The 16,330-nt window shown below is 61.3% G+C and carries 12 protein-coding genes; 2 read left to right on the top strand and 10 right to left on the bottom strand.

The window, feature by feature from the left end; translation table 11 throughout:
- The first annotated feature begins 108 nt into the window (after positions 1-108).
- A complete protein-coding gene (locus D3Y59_RS07190) occupies positions 109-1,833 on the top strand; it encodes a hypothetical protein (RefSeq protein WP_119444438.1) in 1,725 nt (574 codons plus the stop codon).
- A 288-nt stretch (positions 1,834-2,121) separates the two neighbouring features.
- Positions 2,122-2,985, top strand: coding sequence for a DUF2911 domain-containing protein (locus tag D3Y59_RS07185; protein ID WP_119444437.1), 864 nt, complete (start codon positions 2,122-2,124; stop codon positions 2,983-2,985).
- A 100-nt stretch (positions 2,986-3,085) separates the two neighbouring features.
- Here D3Y59_RS07185 and D3Y59_RS07180 read toward each other — a convergent pair whose 3' ends face one another.
- The 10 genes from D3Y59_RS07180 to D3Y59_RS07135 form a co-directional block, all read right to left on the bottom strand.
- Positions 3,086-5,194, bottom strand: coding sequence for a glycoside hydrolase family 97 protein (locus tag D3Y59_RS07180; RefSeq protein WP_119444436.1), 2,109 nt, complete (start codon positions 5,192-5,194; stop codon positions 3,086-3,088).
- 126 nt (positions 5,195-5,320) lie between these two features.
- Positions 5,321-6,238, bottom strand: coding sequence for an alpha/beta hydrolase (locus tag D3Y59_RS07175; protein WP_119444435.1), 918 nt, complete (start codon positions 6,236-6,238; stop codon positions 5,321-5,323).
- A gap of 430 nt (positions 6,239-6,668) precedes the next feature.
- Complete coding sequence (locus D3Y59_RS07170) at positions 6,669-8,027, bottom strand: M28 family peptidase (protein WP_205590878.1); 1,359 nt, start codon at positions 8,025-8,027, stop codon at positions 6,669-6,671.
- Positions 8,028-8,390: 363 nt separating this feature from the next.
- The gene (locus D3Y59_RS07165; protein WP_119444434.1) at positions 8,391-9,620 is read right to left on the bottom strand and encodes a beta-ketoacyl synthase N-terminal-like domain-containing protein; all 1,230 of its coding nucleotides are present in this window, start codon (positions 9,618-9,620) and stop codon (positions 8,391-8,393) included.
- On the bottom strand, positions 9,613-10,941 hold the full coding sequence (gene bioA / locus D3Y59_RS07160; protein ID WP_119444433.1) for an adenosylmethionine--8-amino-7-oxononanoate transaminase: 1,329 nt from the start codon (positions 10,939-10,941) through the stop codon (positions 9,613-9,615). The genes D3Y59_RS07165 and bioA overlap by 8 nt, the downstream gene beginning before the upstream one ends.
- 200 nt (positions 10,942-11,141) lie before the next feature.
- A complete protein-coding gene (bioD, locus tag D3Y59_RS07155) occupies positions 11,142-11,747 on the bottom strand; it encodes a dethiobiotin synthase (protein ID WP_240410564.1) in 606 nt (201 codons plus the stop codon).
- A 19-nt stretch (positions 11,748-11,766) separates the two neighbouring features.
- Positions 11,767-12,918, bottom strand: coding sequence for an aminotransferase class I/II-fold pyridoxal phosphate-dependent enzyme (locus D3Y59_RS07150; protein WP_119444431.1), 1,152 nt, complete (start codon positions 12,916-12,918; stop codon positions 11,767-11,769).
- 302 nt (positions 12,919-13,220) lie between these two features.
- Complete coding sequence (gene bioB, locus D3Y59_RS07145; protein ID WP_119444430.1) at positions 13,221-14,228, bottom strand: biotin synthase BioB; 1,008 nt, start codon at positions 14,226-14,228, stop codon at positions 13,221-13,223.
- A 675-nt stretch (positions 14,229-14,903) separates the two neighbouring features.
- Complete coding sequence (rluF, locus tag D3Y59_RS07140) at positions 14,904-15,908, bottom strand: 23S rRNA pseudouridine(2604) synthase RluF (protein ID WP_119444429.1); 1,005 nt, start codon at positions 15,906-15,908, stop codon at positions 14,904-14,906.
- 88 nt (positions 15,909-15,996) lie between these two features.
- Positions 15,997-16,314 carry a hypothetical protein gene (locus D3Y59_RS07135; protein ID WP_119444428.1) on the bottom strand — a complete coding sequence of 106 codons (318 nt, stop codon included), beginning with the start codon at positions 16,312-16,314 and terminating at the stop codon, positions 15,997-15,999.
- Between the last annotated feature and the right edge of the window lie 16 nt (positions 16,315-16,330).

The following is a 16,330-nucleotide window of genomic DNA, read 5'->3' as shown; positions in this document are numbered from 1 at the left end:
GTACTTGTATCATCACCAGAATATGTGATTGTGGCCTGCGGAGCTTGGCAGTAGGTTTGGGGCATCAATCTGACCTAGGGTCAGCTACGCACCCCAACCTCCCTACCTATGAAAACGCTTAGCAACTCGGCGCTGCGCACGGCGCTGCTTGGCAGCTTTGGCCTCGCCGCACTGGTCGGATGCAACAAGAACAACGAGCCCGAGCCTGGCAAGCCTACTGGCGGCAACAATACCTGCAGCTACACAGTGGTGCCGGTTACCAGCGCCATCAACACGCCCACTACTTGGCAGAGCTGCAAAGTGTATGTGGTAGGGCCCAACGTCACGCTGGGCAGCACGCTGACCATCGAGGCCGGAGCCATCGTGAAGTTTCAGGCCAACGCAGGCTTGTCGTTAACGGCTGGTGGGCGCATCGAGGCGGTGGGTACTGCGGATAACCCTGTGGTGTTTACCTCGGTTCTCGACGACGCCCACGGCGGCGACACCAACAACGACGGCGCTGCTACTACCCCGGCCAAGCGCAATTGGAGCAGCATTGCGCTTGCGGGCCAAAGCGGCTCGCGCTTCGAGCACTGCCGGTTTATGTACGGTGGGGCCGGCGCGCCAAACACCACGCTCGATCTGTTTGATGCTTCGGCTACGGTGCGCAACTGCCGGTTTGTGCGCAACGGCGGCGGTGCGCCCAACTTCAAAGGGGCCCTCAGCGCCAGCCGTGCGCTTACCAACACGGTAATCGAAGGCAACGCGTTCTACCTGAACGAAATGCCGCTGCGCATCACCAATCTGTATAGCCTCAACAACTCCAACACCTTCAGCAACCCCGCCAACCCGGCCGAGAAAAACGACCACAACGGCATTTGGGTAGAGGACGCCAGCAGCACCTCGGTAGCGCTGACTTGGGGCGAAACCGAAGTGCCCTTTGTGGTGGGCGGCCTCACGCTTGATGCGCCCATGACCCTGGGGCCCGGCGTGATGGTGAAGTTCGACGACCTAGGCAACCTGGTGCTCACGGCCAGCTCGGGCCGCATACTGGCCAATGGTACCGCGGCGCAGCCCGTCGTGTTCACGTCCATCCACGACGATGCCACGGGCGGCGACACCAACGCCAACGGCAATGCCACGGCCCCGGCCCGCAAAAGCTGGCGCGGCTTGGTGCTGAACACCACCACCGGCTCGGTGCTCGATAACTCCCGCTTTTACTACGGCGGCGGCGGCGGCACGGTACTCAACCTAACCGGCGCCGTGGCCGAGGTGCGCAACAGCGTATTCGCCCACAACGGCGACGATGTGAGCACGGCTACCCGCGCCGTGCTCGATGCCCACGCCTCGGCCGCTGGTACCGTTATCCGCAGCAACACCTTCTTCGACAACGTGCGCCCCTTGTCGATTACCTCCAACATCGACCTCGACGACTCCAACACCTTCAGCAACCCCGCCAACGCGGCCGAGAAAAACCAGTACCAAGGCATTTACGTCGACTGGAACGCGAACCTGCTGAAGCCCAACGTGAGCTGGGGCGAAACCGAGGTGGCATTTGTGAACCTGAGCAACATCGACCTGGCACCTGCCAACACGCTGGCCCTCGGCAACAACGTGGTGCTGAAATTTAACCCCGGCCTACAAATGACGCTGCGCACCGGCACCAGCCAACTGCTAAACCACAACGGCCCCGGCGTACGCTTTACCTCCGTGAAGGACGACGCCCTAGGGGGCGACTCGAACGGCAACGGCACCGCCAACGCGCCCGCCGCCAACGATTGGCGGGGCATCTACATCGATACGCTACCGGGCGTGTGGGTGCAGGGTAGCCACATTCTGTACCAAAGCCACTAAGCGCCGCGCACCTAGGCTTAACTACTATTCAATTGTTCTATTTCGGTGCAACTGCTTCGGTGCCTTTTGGCACCGAAGCAGTTGCCATGTTTGGGGCCGTTGGGGCCTTGGTGCGGCACGCGCAATACCTACACCGGAGCTGCGTTGTAGGCGCCGGAGCCCTGTGGCGTAGGCATTTCGGCGGCATTCGGCTACCTTACCGAACGTTTGTTGGGCTTCTTGCTAATTTTCGGCCGTACTGGGACGATGTTTGCTTGTAAGCCCCACTGAGTTCCACACCCGACCTGCATGAAACTACTTTCCACTCTGGTTTTGGCTGGAGGCTTGTGTAGCGTAGCCGCGCTGCCGCTGCAAGCCCAACAACTGCGCCTGCCCGTGATGAGCCCTACTGTGCGCATGCGGCAGGATTTCTCCACGTCCTACATCGAGCTGACGTATGGCCGCCCCTCCAAGCGCGGCCGCGACATCTTTGGTAAGCTGGAGCCCTACGGCCAGGTGTGGCGCACGGGGGCCAACTCGTCTACCCGCATCAAGTTTGGCGAGGAAGTAAAATTTGGAGGCCAAGTGGTGCCGGCCGGTACCTACGCCTTGTTCACCATCCCCGACCCCAAGGAGTGGACCATCATTCTGAACAAAGACACCTCGCAGTGGGGTGCCTACGACTACCGGCCCGAACTCGACCAAGTGCGCGTGAAAGCCAAGCCGCGCACCGCCAACACCGCCGCCGAGTCGTTTGCCATTACGCTGGAAAACCTGCAGCCTGCCGCCGCCGACTTGTACCTGCGGTGGGACAAAGTGCGCGTGAGCGTGCCCATCGAGGCCGATGCCGACGCCCGCATCATGGCGCAAATTCAGGACGCCATGAAGACGGACAAGAAGCCGTACTTCGCCGCCGCGCAGTACTACTACAGCACCGGCAAAGACCTGAACCAAGCCATTGCCTGGCTCGACGAATCCATTAAGCAGCAGCCCAGCTACTACGCCTATTACTGGAAGGGCAAAATGCTGCAGAAAGCCAACCGCAACGCCGAAGCCGCCGATGCCGTGCGCCAGTCGTTGGCCCTCGTGAAGCAGGAGAAAAACGAACACAGCCGCGACGAGTACACCCGCCTGAACGAGCAATTGCTTAAGGAGGTGAAAGGCAAGAAGTAAGCGGCATTGTTAGCCCGCAGAAGCCGCAGAGGGCTTACGCGGAGGACGCTGATTTGGCGCCTTCTGCGTAAGCCCTCTGCGGCTTCTGCGTGAAACTGACCTAGCGCTGCGCGGGCTTAAAGCTGATGGCTGTACCACCACCGGCAGCCAACTGCAGCTTTAAGTTCGATTTGCTGGTTACCCGCTGTTTCCGGATTTGGTACACCATGGGGTTTTTCTCCCAATCGGCGCCTTTGCCGTCGGCGTAGATGGTGGCTTCGTAGGTGGTGTTGGGCGAGAGGAAATCGAGCTTTACTTGCTGGTTGCGGGCCTGCTCGTCGGTAATGGCACCTAGGTACCACTCGTCTTTGCCTTTGGCTTTGCGCGCGATGGTGAGGTAGTCGCCGGGTTCGGCCAGCAGCACGCGGGTGTCGTCCCAATCCACGGGTACGTCCTTGATAAACTGAAAGGCATCGAGGCGCTGCTCGTAGGCTTCGGGCAGGTCGGCGACCATTTGCAGCGGCGAGTACATGGTAACGTACAGGGCCAGCTGCTTGGCCAGGGTGGTGTGCACTTGCCGGCCTTTGTTGCGCTCGGGGTTCCAGCTTTCCAGCTTTATCTGGAATACGCCGGGCGTGTAATCCATGGGGCCGCCCATCAGGCGCGTAAAGGGCAAAATGGTTTCGTGCTCGGGTGGGTTGCCTTCGCTCCAGGCGTTGAACTCGTTGCCGCGTGCCGCCTCGCTGGCCAGCCAGTTGGGGTAGGTGCGGTGCAGGCCGGTGGGGCGCACCGATTCGTGCATATCCACCATAATCTGGCGCTTGGCCATGTGCTCGGCGGTGCGGTTGTAGTGGTTTACCATCCACTGGCCATCGTGGTGCTCCCCGCGCGGAATAATGCGGCCCACGTAGCCGGTTTTCACGGCATCGTAGCCGTGGTCTTTCATAAAGCGCAAGGCTTCGTCCTGGCGGCGCTCGTAGTTGGTAACCGAGCCCGAGGTTTCGTGGTGCATAATCAGCTTTACGCCCTTGCCCACGGCGTAGCGCTGCAGCTCCTGCACGTCGAAATCGGGGTACGGCGTCACAAAGTCGAACACCTCTTCCTTCCAGTTGCCGTGCCAGTCTTCCCAACCCACGTTCCAGCCTTCTACCAGCACGCCCTCAATGCCGTGCTTGGCCGCAAAATCGATGTAGCGCTTTACGTTGGCGGTGTTGGCGCCGTGGCGTCCGTTGGGCTTAAGCGCGTTCCAATCCGTGGAGGCCAGCTTTAGGTTGCCGGTGTCGGAGTAGTTCCAGGAGGCTTTGTTGACGTGCATCTCCCACCACACCCCCACAAACTTCTGCGGCTTAATCCAGCTAACATCCTGCAGCTTGGTGGGCTCGTTCAGGTTCAGAATAAGCTTCGAGGCCAGTACCTCGGTGGCTTTGTTGCTTACTACCACCGTGCGCCAGGGCGTGTGCTCGGGCGCTTGCAGGTAAGCCGCGGCCCCGGTGGCCGTGGGCACCAGCTGCGCACCTAGGGCGTAGTTCTTAGTGTCCACATTCAGCATCATGGCGGGGTAGTTCACCAAGGCCGCTTCGTGGATGTTCACGTACAGCCCATCGTCCGATTTCAGCATCAGGGGTGTTTGCACCGTGGTTGGCGCTGCCTTTAGCTGAATGGGCGTAATGGGCAGGGTGTTCACCTCGCTCAGTCGGGTGGTTTGGTAGGCGTACTCGTTCGAGTCGTAGTCGCCGGGTATCCAGAAGGCTTTGTGGTTGGCCGGCAGGTTGAACTCGGTACGCTCTTGCTGCACCACAAAGTACTGCAGGTTGGGGTGCTGCGGCCACTCGTACCGAAAACCCAGGCCGTCGTCAAACAACCGGAAACGCACCTGCATCTGCCGCTTTTCAGTGCCCGGTTGCTGCAGCGTTACCAGCAACTCTTTGTAGCGGTTGCGAATTTGCTTCACCTCGCCCCACACCGGCGCCCAGGTTTCATCGGCCTGCGCCGAATCAACTTTGATTACCGTCAGCCCTTTGTCGAACCCTGGCTGGCCTTGCAGCAACACACCTAGGCGGCTGGGTTTCAGCACTTGCTTCTGCCCGAAGCTGAGCTGGTACAGCGGCTCGCCCTCGGGGCTCAAGCGGAAGTTGAGCGCGAGCTTGTTGGAGGGGGAGCGGAGGGTTTGAGCCAGCGCGGGCCCGGAGGCAAGCAGCGCGGCAGCAAAGGCAAGGGCAGCACGGGTCATAGGGCGCAAGGTAAGGCAGCTGCGGCAGTTTAAGTTGCGCAGTTTATTTGCAAGATGCCTGTTTTATCAACTGTGACACCGACCTGTTTTTGCAACAACGACTTCCCATCGGCAGTTACCCCAAGGCTACCGCCGACAACTTGGTGGCGCTTGCTCTCTGATAATCTCCCCAATTTCATTCAGCGCCTGCCGGGCCTCACGCATTACGGGCAGCAAGGGCCAGATGTGCGGCATACCGGCGCCGCGTACCACCCGTAGCGGTACCTCTGCGGCCATCAGTTTTTGAGCCAGCAACTCTTCGTCGGGGCGCATAATGTCGCGCTCGGCAATGAATAAGTAAGTAGGCACGAAGCCCTCGAACGAGCCGTATAGCGGCGAAATATCAGAGCTACGCAGCGACAACGGACCGGCACACATGCGCTTGGCCGACAACACGCCCGCCGTACCAAGCATGATATCCTGCTGATCCAGCGCCGGAATGGCCGGGTTAGTCATGCTGGCATCGGCTACCGGCGACACCAGAATGAGGCTGTTGGGTAGCTCAGTGGCGCCTTGCCGCAGCAACCGCTGCACCAGCAGGGCTAGCAGCGTGCCGCCCACCGAATCACCGATTAGAATAATGTTGCGGGCGGCGTAGCGCGTGAGCAGGTGGGCGTATGCGTCGTCGAGGCTGCGGTTGAGGGTATTAATTTGATTTTCCGGCGCTTTGGGGTAGTCTACCAAGTAAGCCGTCAGCTGGGTTTGCTGCGCAAGCCGGGCAATGCTGTGCCAGTTGATTTCGGTGGGGCCGTAGACAAAGGCGCCGCCCGGGCAGTACAGCACAGCTACGTCCGGCTGACTGACGGTGGCGGGCAGTATTTCCGTCAGCGTAGCTAGCCCGGCCTTTACCGTCCGGAACTCTTGCCCCAGCGTATGGCGCGGCGTGGGCACGTGCACATCGTCGCGGCGCAGCTTGGCATAGTCGATGGAGGAGCCGGAAAAGGTTTTCTTCAAGCCTTTAAGCTTGATGACGGAGGCAGTGAGGTAGTAGGACAGGCTGGGCATGTTGCAGTATAGGTGAGCTGTGGTGCACTGACCAGCAAAGCCGTTGCCCCGCTGCACTGGGCACGCGCAATTCACCCTTTTATGTGGTATCGTGTGCGGGTGCTGCCTTTGTTGCTATTTCTTGGCCGCGGCATCGGACAGCCGCAATTGAAATCGATAAACCGGACTCCGATGATTGGAACGGTAGTAAACATTACGCCACTTCGCCTTGCCCCAATCCGTCGACTTTTGCAAGGCAAAATCGTCGTAGAAATGACTTATGGTATCTGATTGAATCAGCAGCGTGTAGGCGTTGCGGCCTCCGTGGTTGCGAATAACCCGTTGAGGTTTGCTCTAACGTCGGTAAAGCGAAGGACCTTACCACGCCTAGATAGTAATTACTATCTCGCGTGGTAAGGTCCTTCGCTTTGCTCAGGATGACGGGCGTGGGTTACCGCACCGGCTTCGGGATTACCGGCAGGCTCTCATGGCCACTCTCATCCACTGAGGCCACACCGAAGATGAAGTTATCCTTGCTGTGAGGCAGGTCGGCGGTGGTGCCTTGCACGGGGAACCGCTGCTGCCATACCGGCGACGAGGTTTCGCGCATCAGCACCACGTAACCAGCGGGCTTGCGGCCGGTAGTGGGAGCGTCCCACTTCAGCTCGGTACGGTTGGTTAAGTTGGCCGTGAGCACGCCTACGTTTTGCGGCGCGGCAGGGGCAAGGGCCAGGCTAGCCATGGTGGCGAGGTTTACGCCAGTGTTCTTGCGCAGGTATTCGTAGTCCACAAACTCGGGCAGGTCGCCGTACTGGCGGCCGTTTTCGGTGCGCAGGTCCTGGTGCTGGTGCGTAAAGTCCTCGTTCATCTCGGAGAAGCGCACCGCGGCGTAGCCTTGCTGGTTGAAGGGCGTGTGGTCGCCGCCGCGCAGGAAGCGGTCGGGGCGGTACTCCAGGGCTACGGTGTGGCCGGCTACGTACTGCTCGCCGGTTTGCTTGGCGTAGCGGGCCAACTGGCGCGAGGGTGAGTCGTTTTCGGCAGAAAGCTGGCGGCGCAGCTGGGCCTGCTCGGGCGTTTCGTTGGCGGGTACGCCTTCGCTAAACACGCGCACGAGGTTGGGCTGGTGCAGGTCGGGGTCGTGGCCGTGCGAGTTGCCCACGATGTCGTTGTTGAGCATGCCCACGATGTTCCAGTTGTTGGCCTTGGCTTTGCGGGCCAGGTAGCCCGAGCCAATCAGGCTTTGCTCTTCGCCTTGCACGGCCACGAAAATGAGCGTGCACGGGAATTTGCGGCTGGCCATTACGCGGGCCATTTCCATTACCACGGCTACGCCCGAGGCGTCGTCGTTGGCGCCGGGCGCATCGGCGGTGCGGTTCATCACGTCGGTCACGCGCGAGTCGAGGTGGCCGCTCACGATGAACACGCGGTTGTCGTTGGGGTCGGTGCCGGGCAAGGTGGCCATTACGTTGGCCATTACGGTTTTCACATCCACGCGGCGGCCGTCGGGCTTTACCGTAAAGGTGTCTTGCTCCACCTTCAGGCGGCCGCCGCTGGCTTTGCTGTACTTCCGAAACTCCTCTTCCACCCAACGCCGGGCGGCGCCGATACCGCGCTTTTTGCTTTTGGTATCGGAGAGGGTGTGGCGCGTGCCAAACGACACCATTTTATACACGTCGTCTTTGAGGCGGTCGGCCGAAATTTCGGCTATCATCTTCTGGATTTCGGCGTCGGTGGGCGGAGCGGTGGGCGCTTGCGCGAAAAGGGCTAACGGGAACAGGAATGCAGCAGATGCGAGCAGCGGAAATTTCATGGCGGGGCGTTGGGGAAATTGGCGAGCCTAACTTACGGCGCCCGTCGGAAAGTTTCGCGCTGGGTGCGGTTAAAGTCGGGGGCCTCATGCCCCGGCCCCCGATGGCCTCACCCCCCCGGCCCCCTCTCCGGTGGAGAGGAGGAGCCAAGCCGGCGCGGTCGTCAGCAACGATTGGGGCCTCACGGGGCCCCTCCGGAGCACGGCCTCCGAAGAAATGCTCGATGCGCATGTCCCGATGGAGAGGGCGAGCCAGGCGTCAGCAACATCTGCAAGGATTGCGGCGGCTGCGGCTTACGCCTGCGCCGCCACGCCCTAGGTGCCCGGGCGAAAAAAGCTGGCAGGCACCTAGGACGCAGCGGTGTTTCAGGCCAGGGCTACGATGGCGCTGGCTGCGTTGCCGCCAAAGCCCGCTGCATTTACCATAATGCGGCGCAAGGGCTGCCGTACGGGGTGCTCGTTGAGCCAGGATGCAAAGGGCAACGCCGCCGGAGTAGCACCCAGCAGCAACTCGCAGGCATAGTTCAGGCTGAGCGCTGCCGAGGCACCTAGGGTATGGCCCACGAGCCATTTGTTGGAGGTGCAAGCGGGCAATTGCTGGCCAAATACGGCTTGCACTGCCCGGCGCTCGGCCGCGTCGCCGGCGGCGGTGCCGGGGCTGTGCAGCACCAGGGCATCTACCTCCGAAGGTTGACGGCGGGCTTGCTGCAGGGCCTCGCGCATGGCGCGCTGGAAGTGCTGCCCATCGGGCGAAAGGCCGGTTTTGCTGGGTATGGCTTCGAAACCAAAACCAACGCCTTCGAGCAAAAGAAAAGGCGCGGTGGGGTGCTGGGCGCGTTCGGCCTGCAGGGCTTCGGGGGTGAGGCGTTCGAGCGCGAACACGGCGGCGCCTTCGCCCAGCACAAACGTGTTGGGGCCGCCGGCGCCCGGGCGGCAAGGCCACTGCTCGGCCGCAAAGTGCGAGTAGATACCTAGGGCCTGCATTTGGGCCAGCGTGAAGTCGGTAAGCGGGGCCTCGGTGCCGCCGGCCAAAAACCGCTGCGCCATGCCCGCCCGCAACCACGCCACGGCGTTGCCCAAAGCCTGAAACGCGCTGCTGCAAGTGCTGGAGTGGCTGAGGGTTGCGCCTTGGCTGCCGGCGTCAAAAGCTACCCAGCTGGCTACGTTGCCCAAGGTGGTAAGAGGCGAAGCAGCTGCGGGTACGTTGCCTTCGGCTAAGTAGCTGCTGTGGAAATCCTCGAACCGCGCCGTAGCACCGCGCGACGAGCCAATGCTTACCGTGAGTTGAGGAGCCGGTGCCTCGCCGGACGCTTCATCAGCCGAAAGCCAACCCGCTTGCGCGCGGGCGGCGCGAGCGGCTAGTAGCCCAAGCAACACGGTACGGTCGAGTTGGCGGTAGGCGGGGTGCTGGCGGCGGAGGGTTTGCAGCTGGTGCTCTTCGGCCGCTGGCAGGCCGCCGACGGGCACTTGCTGGGCACCTAGGGCGCGCGTGGCAAACGGCGAAGCTGCTGGGGGAGGAGCACCCGCCGCGGTACCTAGGGTCGAAACGCTGCCGCGGCCCCGAATGACGATGGCAGCCCGGGCGAAATCAGTCATGCGGAAACTCAGGAAGGGAGGCCGGCGCGGTTGCGGTGGCGGCGCGCACCACCAGCTCGCGCATGGCCAGCATGGTGTCGTACACAAGGCGCAGTTCGGCGTTGCTGATGCAGTAGGGCGGCAGCACGTACACGATGTTGCCAAGCGGGCGCAGCAACACGCCGCGCGCAATGGCTAGGGCGTAAAACTCGTCGCGCAGGCGGCTGAAGTACGAGGTGGTTTCGTCGGGGGCAAACTCCACCGCCAGGATGGTGCCGCGCTGCCGCACTTCCCGAATACCGGGCAAGCCGTGCAGCTCCTGGGCAAATTGCGCGTGGGCGGCAGCAATCCGCTGGCGGTCAGCAAACGACTCGGGAGCCAGCAATAAATCCAGGCTGGCCAGGCCGGCGGCGCAAGCCACGGGATTGGCCGTGTAGGAGTGGCCGTGGAAGAAGGTTTTCGTCCGGTCGCTGCTCAGAAAGGCTTCGTAAATAGCGGCCGAGCAGCTGGTTACACCCAAGGCCATGGTGCCGCCCGTCAGGCCCTTCGAGAGGCACATGATGTCGGGTTGCTCGCGCAAATAGTCGGAGGCAAACAGCCGGCCGGTGCGGCCAAAGCCGGTCATTACCTCATCGGCAATGATGAAAATGTCGTGGCGGCGGCAAATGCTCAGCAGCGCGTCGAGGCTTTCGGGCTCGTACATTACCATGCCGGCCGTGCCGAGCACCAAGGGCTCGAAGATGAACGCAGCTATGTCGTCGCGCTGAGCTAGGGAAGCCATTTGAGCCATTACCTCGGCTTCGCGGCCGGGCACGGGCACGTCGATAAACTCCACATTGAACAGCAGCGGCGCAAACGGTGCCGTAAAGGCCGAACGCGCACTCACGCTCATGGCTCCGAAAGTGTCGCCGTGGTAGGAGTCGCGGAACGCTATGATGGTGCGGCGCTGGGGTTGGCCGTGGTTGTGGAAGTATTGCAAGGCCATTTTGATGGCCACTTCCACCGACGTAGCACCGTTGTCGGAGTAGAAAATGCGGTTCTGCGTGCTGGGCAATATCTGCAGCAGGCCTTCGGCCAGCTCCACGGCAGCGGGGTGCGTGAAGCCCGCAAAAATGACGTGCTCGAGGGTAGCCAATTGCGCGCTTACGCGCTGGGTAATATGCGGGTGGGCGTGGCCGTGCAGGTTTACCCACCACGAGGCCACGGCATCGAGGTAGCGCGTGCCGTCTTCGGCAATCAGCCAAGCACCTTCGCCGCGCACCACCGGAATGGGCAGGGGCGCGGTTTGCATTTGGGTGTACGGATGCCAGAGAACAGCGGCGTCGCGTTGGGCTAGGGACATGAAAAGTAGGTAATGGAACCGCAAAGATGGCGCACAAACCGGTGGGACTGCGTGTAGCGCGGACTTTGGCTACGCCGACCTTCGGTTGTAGTCCGCGTCCCCGGATAGTAACTTCCGACCTAGGGCGCTACACGCAACGACTGAGTTTACTATCTGTGGACGCGGACTGTAACCGAAGGTTGGCGTAGCCAAAGTCCGCGCTACAGTTGCACCTGCTCGGCGTAGCGCGCCACAGTGGCGGCATCGAGCTGCGCCTCTTGCTGCAAGCGGAAGAGTACCGGCGCGGGCGTGTGGTGCAGAATAGCCTCTTCGGAGGGGGCATCGAGCTGACTGTCGCCGTTGAACACGAGGCCGCGCAGCGGGATGCCCCGTTGGCGCAGTACCTCTAGCGTAAGCAGCGTGTGGTTGATGCTGCCTAGGTAGTGGCGGCTTACCACCACCACCTCAAGCCCTAGGTGCTTCACCAAATCGGCAACTAGCAGGCCGGGTGCCAAAGGCACCAGCAGGCCGCCAGCACCCTCAACTACCAAGTGGTTGGTGGTAGCGGGCAAGGCAAACTCTTCGAGGCGAATAGTAAGGCCTTCGGCGGCGGCAGCGCGGTGCGGCGAGGCAGGCATTTGCAGGCGGTGCCGCTCGGGGTGGAAGTGCGAAACCGGATTGCTCACGAGGCTGCGCACGGTATCCGAGTCGGTAAAGTCGAGGCCACCGGCTTGTACGGGCTTCCAGTAATCGGCACCGAGGGCTTGCACCAGCACGGCGGCGGCAACCGTTTTGCCTACATCGGTACCAATTCCGGTAACAAACAAGCGTTGGGGAGCAATGGAGCTAGGCAGCGGCGAGAGCGGCGCGGAGGGCGTCGGCGAAGGCATCTATTTCGGCAGTGGTATTGTAGGCATGAACAATGGCGCGCAGGCATTGTTGGCCGGCTGGCACCGTGGGCGGTACAATGGCCCGCACATCGAAGCCAGCCTGCTGCACGGCAAGCGCAACAGCGCGTACCTGCGCAGGCGTGGCATTGGGCAGCCTGATGGGGTGAATAACTTGGCTTTCGGGCGGCACTTGCACACCCGGCACAGCGGCCACGCGTTGGCGCAGGTAAGCGGAAAGAGCAAACAACTGCTGACGCTCGGCGCCTAGGTGCGGTAGCTGCTCGTAGGCAGCCGCAAGGCCGGCAAGCGTAAGCGGAGGCAGCGAGGTAGTGTAAATAAAAGGCCGGCTGAAGTTCAGTAGGTAGTCGCGCAGTACAGCCGAACCGATTACGGCAGCGCCTTGGCTACCAAGGGCCTTGCCGAACGTAACTACCCGCGCCAGCACTTGATCATCCAACCCCAACTCCGTAACCAAGCCTTCGCCGTTGGCGCCGTGCACGCCCATGCTGTGTGCTTCGTCAACTACCAACTGTGCGCCGTATTCGGCACATGCGGCAGCTAACTCGGTCAGTGGGGCAGCATCGCCGCCCATCGAGTACACGGCCTCCACGGCTACGAATACCACGCCCGTGCCGGGTTGCTGATGTAGGCGGCGGCGCAAACCGGCTACGTTGTTGTGCCGGAAGCTGTAGGCCGTAGCAAAGGAGCTGCGGATACCTTCTTTAACCGATGCGTGCGACGCTTCGTCGTACAGAATTACGTCGCCGCGCCGCGGCACGGCCGAGAAAAAGCCTAGGTTGGCCGTGTACCCCGAGTTAAACAGCAAGGCCGCCTCGGTGCCGTGAAAAGCGGCGATTTTTGCTTCCAGTGCTTCGGCATCGGCCGAGTTGCCCGTGAGCAAGCGGGCACCTGTGCTGCCAATGCTGGTAGCCTGGGCCGCAGCTTGTTGCAAGGCCGCGGTAAGCTGCGGCGAGCGGGCTAGCCCTAGGTAGTCGTTGGAGGCAAAATCGACTAGGCCTTGCGCGGGCAAGGTTAGTTGGCGGCGGGTGCCTTCGGCCTCGCGCTGCTGCAGCTGCTGCGCAAGCCGCGAAAGGAGAGGAGAGGCCATGAAAACGCAGGAAGAAATGCTAGAGCTAGAAGCTAAGGCTAGTTCCCCTCCTCAGATGAGGAGGGGCTAGGGGTGGTTGACCTTTCGTTGTTTAAACTGTTATCCTGAGGCGTTAGCCGAAGGACCTTGTCACGTCAAGTAGTATTTACTATATCTCGTGATAAGGTCCTTCGGCTAGCGCCTCAGGATGATGGATGGGTTTAGCTCGTAGCACTAGCCTTTCAACCACCCCTAGCCCACGCCGCTCGAGGCGCGGAATTCATCTGAGGAGGGGAACTAGCCTTAGCTCTTGGCTTTATTAATTAAGCTTCTACAGCGGCAGTTTTGGCCAGCACGGTAGCGCCTTCGGGCACGTGGTTCTTGAACGACTGGCGCGGCTTTAGGCCGAGCAGCGCGAACATCTCCTTGTCGGCGTCGAAATCGGGGTTGGGGGTAGTCAGCAGCTTCTCGCCCGAGAAGATGGAGTTGGCACCGGCCAAGAAGCACAAAGCCTGCTCGGTTACGGGCATCTCCTGGCGGCCAGCCGAAAGGCGCACCATCGTGTTGGGCATCAGAATGCGGGCCGTGCCAATCATGCGCAGCATTTCCCACACGCTCACGCGGGGTTGCTCGGCCAGCGGGGTGCCTTGCACCGGCACCAGTGCATTCACCGGCACCGACTCGGGGTGGGCCGGCAGGGTGGCCAGCGTGTGCAGCATCTTCACGCGGTCCTCGTCGGTTTCGCCGAGGCCGATGATGCCGCCCGAGCACACCGATAGGCCAGCCTTGCGCACGTTTTCGAGCGTGTTCAGGCGGTCGTCGTAGGTGCGGGTGGTGATGATGTTGGAGTAGTTTTCTTCGCTCGTATCGAGGTTGTGGTTGTAGGCGTACAGGCCGGCTTCCTTGAGTTTTTCAGCTTGGTAGTCGTTTACCATACCTAGGGTGGCGCATACCTCCAGGCCTAGGTCGTTTACCTGCGACACCATGTTCAGCACGCGGTCGAAGTCGCGGTTGTCGCGCACTTCGCGCCAGGCAGCGCCCATGCAAAAGCGCGTCGAACCCGACTCCTTGGCCCGCTGGGCAGCGGCTAGTACTTCGGCATCGGGCAGCAGCTTGTGGGCTTGCACGCCGGTGTGGTAGCGGGCAGCCTGCGGGCAGTAAGCGCAGTCTTCGGGGCAGCCGCCGGTTTTCACGCTCAGCAGGGTGCACACTTGCACCTCGCCGGTGGTTTGGTGCTGGCGGTGCACTTCGCTGGCTTGGGCCACCAGCTCGAGCACGGGTTGGTAATAAATGGCTTTTACTTCGTCGAGCGTCCAGTCGGTACGGAGCATAAGAGTCGGTGGGAAGGGGTTGTGGTCAAATCTGAGGGGCCGTAAGCGGCAAACCAAACGGCCCGCCGCAGCTAAAGGAGCTGCGGCGGGCCGCAAGTTACACGCCTAGCTGGTTTTGAGAGCAGTTTTGCTGTATCGGCTGGCCTATTCAGGCCAGAGCACTTTCAAGCTAAGCGCCTAGGTGCTTTCAGGTAAAAGCTATTGACCAGCCGCGCGACGCAGCTAAGCCGTGCATACTAACGATTTAAGCGTAAGCCGTAAACGTAGTAGCAGCGCCCAAAACTCATCGGAGGCCTTGCCTAGCCAGCAGCACACGGCGCTGTCATGTCCAGCCCCTCGAGACATCTTGCGCGCAGATACAGAATAACCCAAAGCAGCCCGTCATGTCGAGCCCCGTCGAGACATCTCGCGTGCTGACTGGGATAGGGTACACTCCCTCTCTTTTGGAGAGGGGGCCGGGGGGTGAAGTTTCGATAAGGTCCTTCGGCTGACGCCTCAGGATGACAATAGTATCCGGCGAGATGTCTCGATTTCTGGCTCCCAGCGCAACATGCTCGACCTAGCCATAACCTATGACTTCGGGCTAGCGAAGCGGCAAAGTCGCTTGGCTGGTTCCTTGCCGTGGTTTAATTTTTTGTTCGGAACCACCGCTCTTTTTTATTTCAACCGACCTGCCTAGCGCCCCGTGTGGCGGCCCCGCGGCTTGCTGCTGCGCCCCGCCGATTTGCTGCCGGCCGCCGGTTTCGTGTTTTTGCGGGCGCCTTCGCCGGTGGCTTTGGGCTTGGTGCTGCCGGGCCGGTGGCGGCCCTTGGCCTGGGCGTCTTTGCCGTAGGTGGGCAGTGCACCGGGCTTGCGCGCTGGCCTGCCGGGCGTGACGGGGGCCGCGGGCTTGCGCGGGGCTTCGCTCAACCACTCTTCGCTGGCAATCTGCTGCGGCGTTTTGGCCCGCGTGTAGCGCCTAGGCGCGGTACCGCTGGAGTGCTCGATGGCAGCGAAAATGCCGGCCAACTCCTTGTCGGTCAGCTCGCGCCAGTCGCCCACGCCCAGGCCTTTCAGGGTCACGTTCATCACGCGCCAGCGCTCCAGCTGCACCACTTCGTAGCCGAAGAACTCGCACATGCGGCGAATTTGGCGGTTGAGGCCTTGCACCAGAACGATGCGGAAGATATAGTCGGTTTCCTTCCGCACCTCACACTGCTTGGTAACGGTGCCCAACATGGGCACACCGTTGCGCATGCCCTCTAAAAACTGCTCCGTAATGGGCTTGTCCACCATCACGATGTACTCCTTCTCGTGCTCGTTGCCGGCCCGCAGAATTTTGTTGACGATGTCGCCGTTGGAGGTCAGCAAAATCAGGCCCTGCGAGTCCTTATCGAGGCGGCCGATGGGGAATATCCGCTCCGAGTGCTTGATGTAGCGGATGATGTTGTCCTTGACGCTGCGCTCGGTGGTGCTGGTAATGCCCGGCGGCTTGTTGAAGGCAATGTAAATGGCGTCTTCCGCGGCGCGGGGCTCAATGTGGTTGCCGTTCACCACCACTTTGTCGTTGGGCTCTACTTGGTCGCCCACGTGGGCACGCTTGCCGTTGATGAACACCACACCCTGCTCAATAAAGCGGTCGGCTTCGCGGCGCGAGCAAATGCCGCTTTCGCTGATGTATTTGTTGAGACGGGTAGGCATAGCAGCAGATGCAATAAGAAAAAACGGCCTGCCAAGTATGCTGGCAGGCCGTAAAGATACGCGACGCTGAGGCGGGGCCGGCGAATGCCTATTTGTACACCTCGTTGGTTTTGCCCGCTGTAACCTGCACCGTCCAGCGGTTGCTGCCCACTACAAACACATAGTTGCCCGCGTTCAGGTCGTTGAAGCTGATTTTAACGGGATTAATGCCATTGGTGCTGCCCAAGGCCGGTACTTTAGCTTCGCGCAAAGCACTGGCAGATGACGGCGCAGCCCACACCTGCTCCGTGAACAGGTAGCAAGTGGTGCCGCTAAACTGCGAGCTGTTGTTGAAACTGATCATCAAGTTGCCGGTTTGGGGCGCTACCTCAGCTTTTTTGCAACCGCCGAGTAGTCCCAGCAACATCAGCCATAAAATGGTA

It is taken from the genome of Hymenobacter oligotrophus (genome assembly GCF_003574965.1).
GTDB lineage: Bacteria > Bacteroidota > Bacteroidia > Cytophagales > Hymenobacteraceae > Solirubrum > Solirubrum oligotrophum.
This window is presented reverse-complemented; position numbering and strand designations above follow the sequence as displayed.

Coding starts and splice junctions, on each gene's coding strand:
- D3Y59_RS07190 (WP_119444438.1), top strand. CDS start 109: ATGAAAACGCTTAGCAACTCGGCGCTGCGCACGGCGCTGCTTGGCAGC.
- D3Y59_RS07185 (WP_119444437.1), top strand. CDS start 2,122: ATGAAACTACTTTCCACTCTGGTTTTGGCTGGAGGCTTGTGTAGCGTA.
- D3Y59_RS07180 (WP_119444436.1), bottom strand. CDS start 5,194: ATGACCCGTGCTGCCCTTGCCTTTGCTGCCGCGCTGCTTGCCTCCGGG.
- D3Y59_RS07175 (WP_119444435.1), bottom strand. CDS start 6,238: ATGCCCAGCCTGTCCTACTACCTCACTGCCTCCGTCATCAAGCTTAAA.
- D3Y59_RS07170 (WP_205590878.1), bottom strand. CDS start 8,027: ATGAAATTTCCGCTGCTCGCATCTGCTGCATTCCTGTTCCCGTTAGCC.
- D3Y59_RS07165 (WP_119444434.1), bottom strand. CDS start 9,620: ATGACTGATTTCGCCCGGGCTGCCATCGTCATTCGGGGCCGCGGCAGC.
- bioA (WP_119444433.1), bottom strand. CDS start 10,941: ATGTCCCTAGCCCAACGCGACGCCGCTGTTCTCTGGCATCCGTACACC.
- D3Y59_RS07150 (WP_119444431.1), bottom strand. CDS start 12,918: ATGGCCTCTCCTCTCCTTTCGCGGCTTGCGCAGCAGCTGCAGCAGCGC.
- bioB (WP_119444430.1), bottom strand. CDS start 14,228: ATGCTCCGTACCGACTGGACGCTCGACGAAGTAAAAGCCATTTATTAC.
- rluF (WP_119444429.1), bottom strand. CDS start 15,908: ATGCCTACCCGTCTCAACAAATACATCAGCGAAAGCGGCATTTGCTCG.
- D3Y59_RS07135 (WP_119444428.1), bottom strand. CDS start 16,314: ATGTTGCTGGGACTACTCGGCGGTTGCAAAAAAGCTGAGGTAGCGCCC.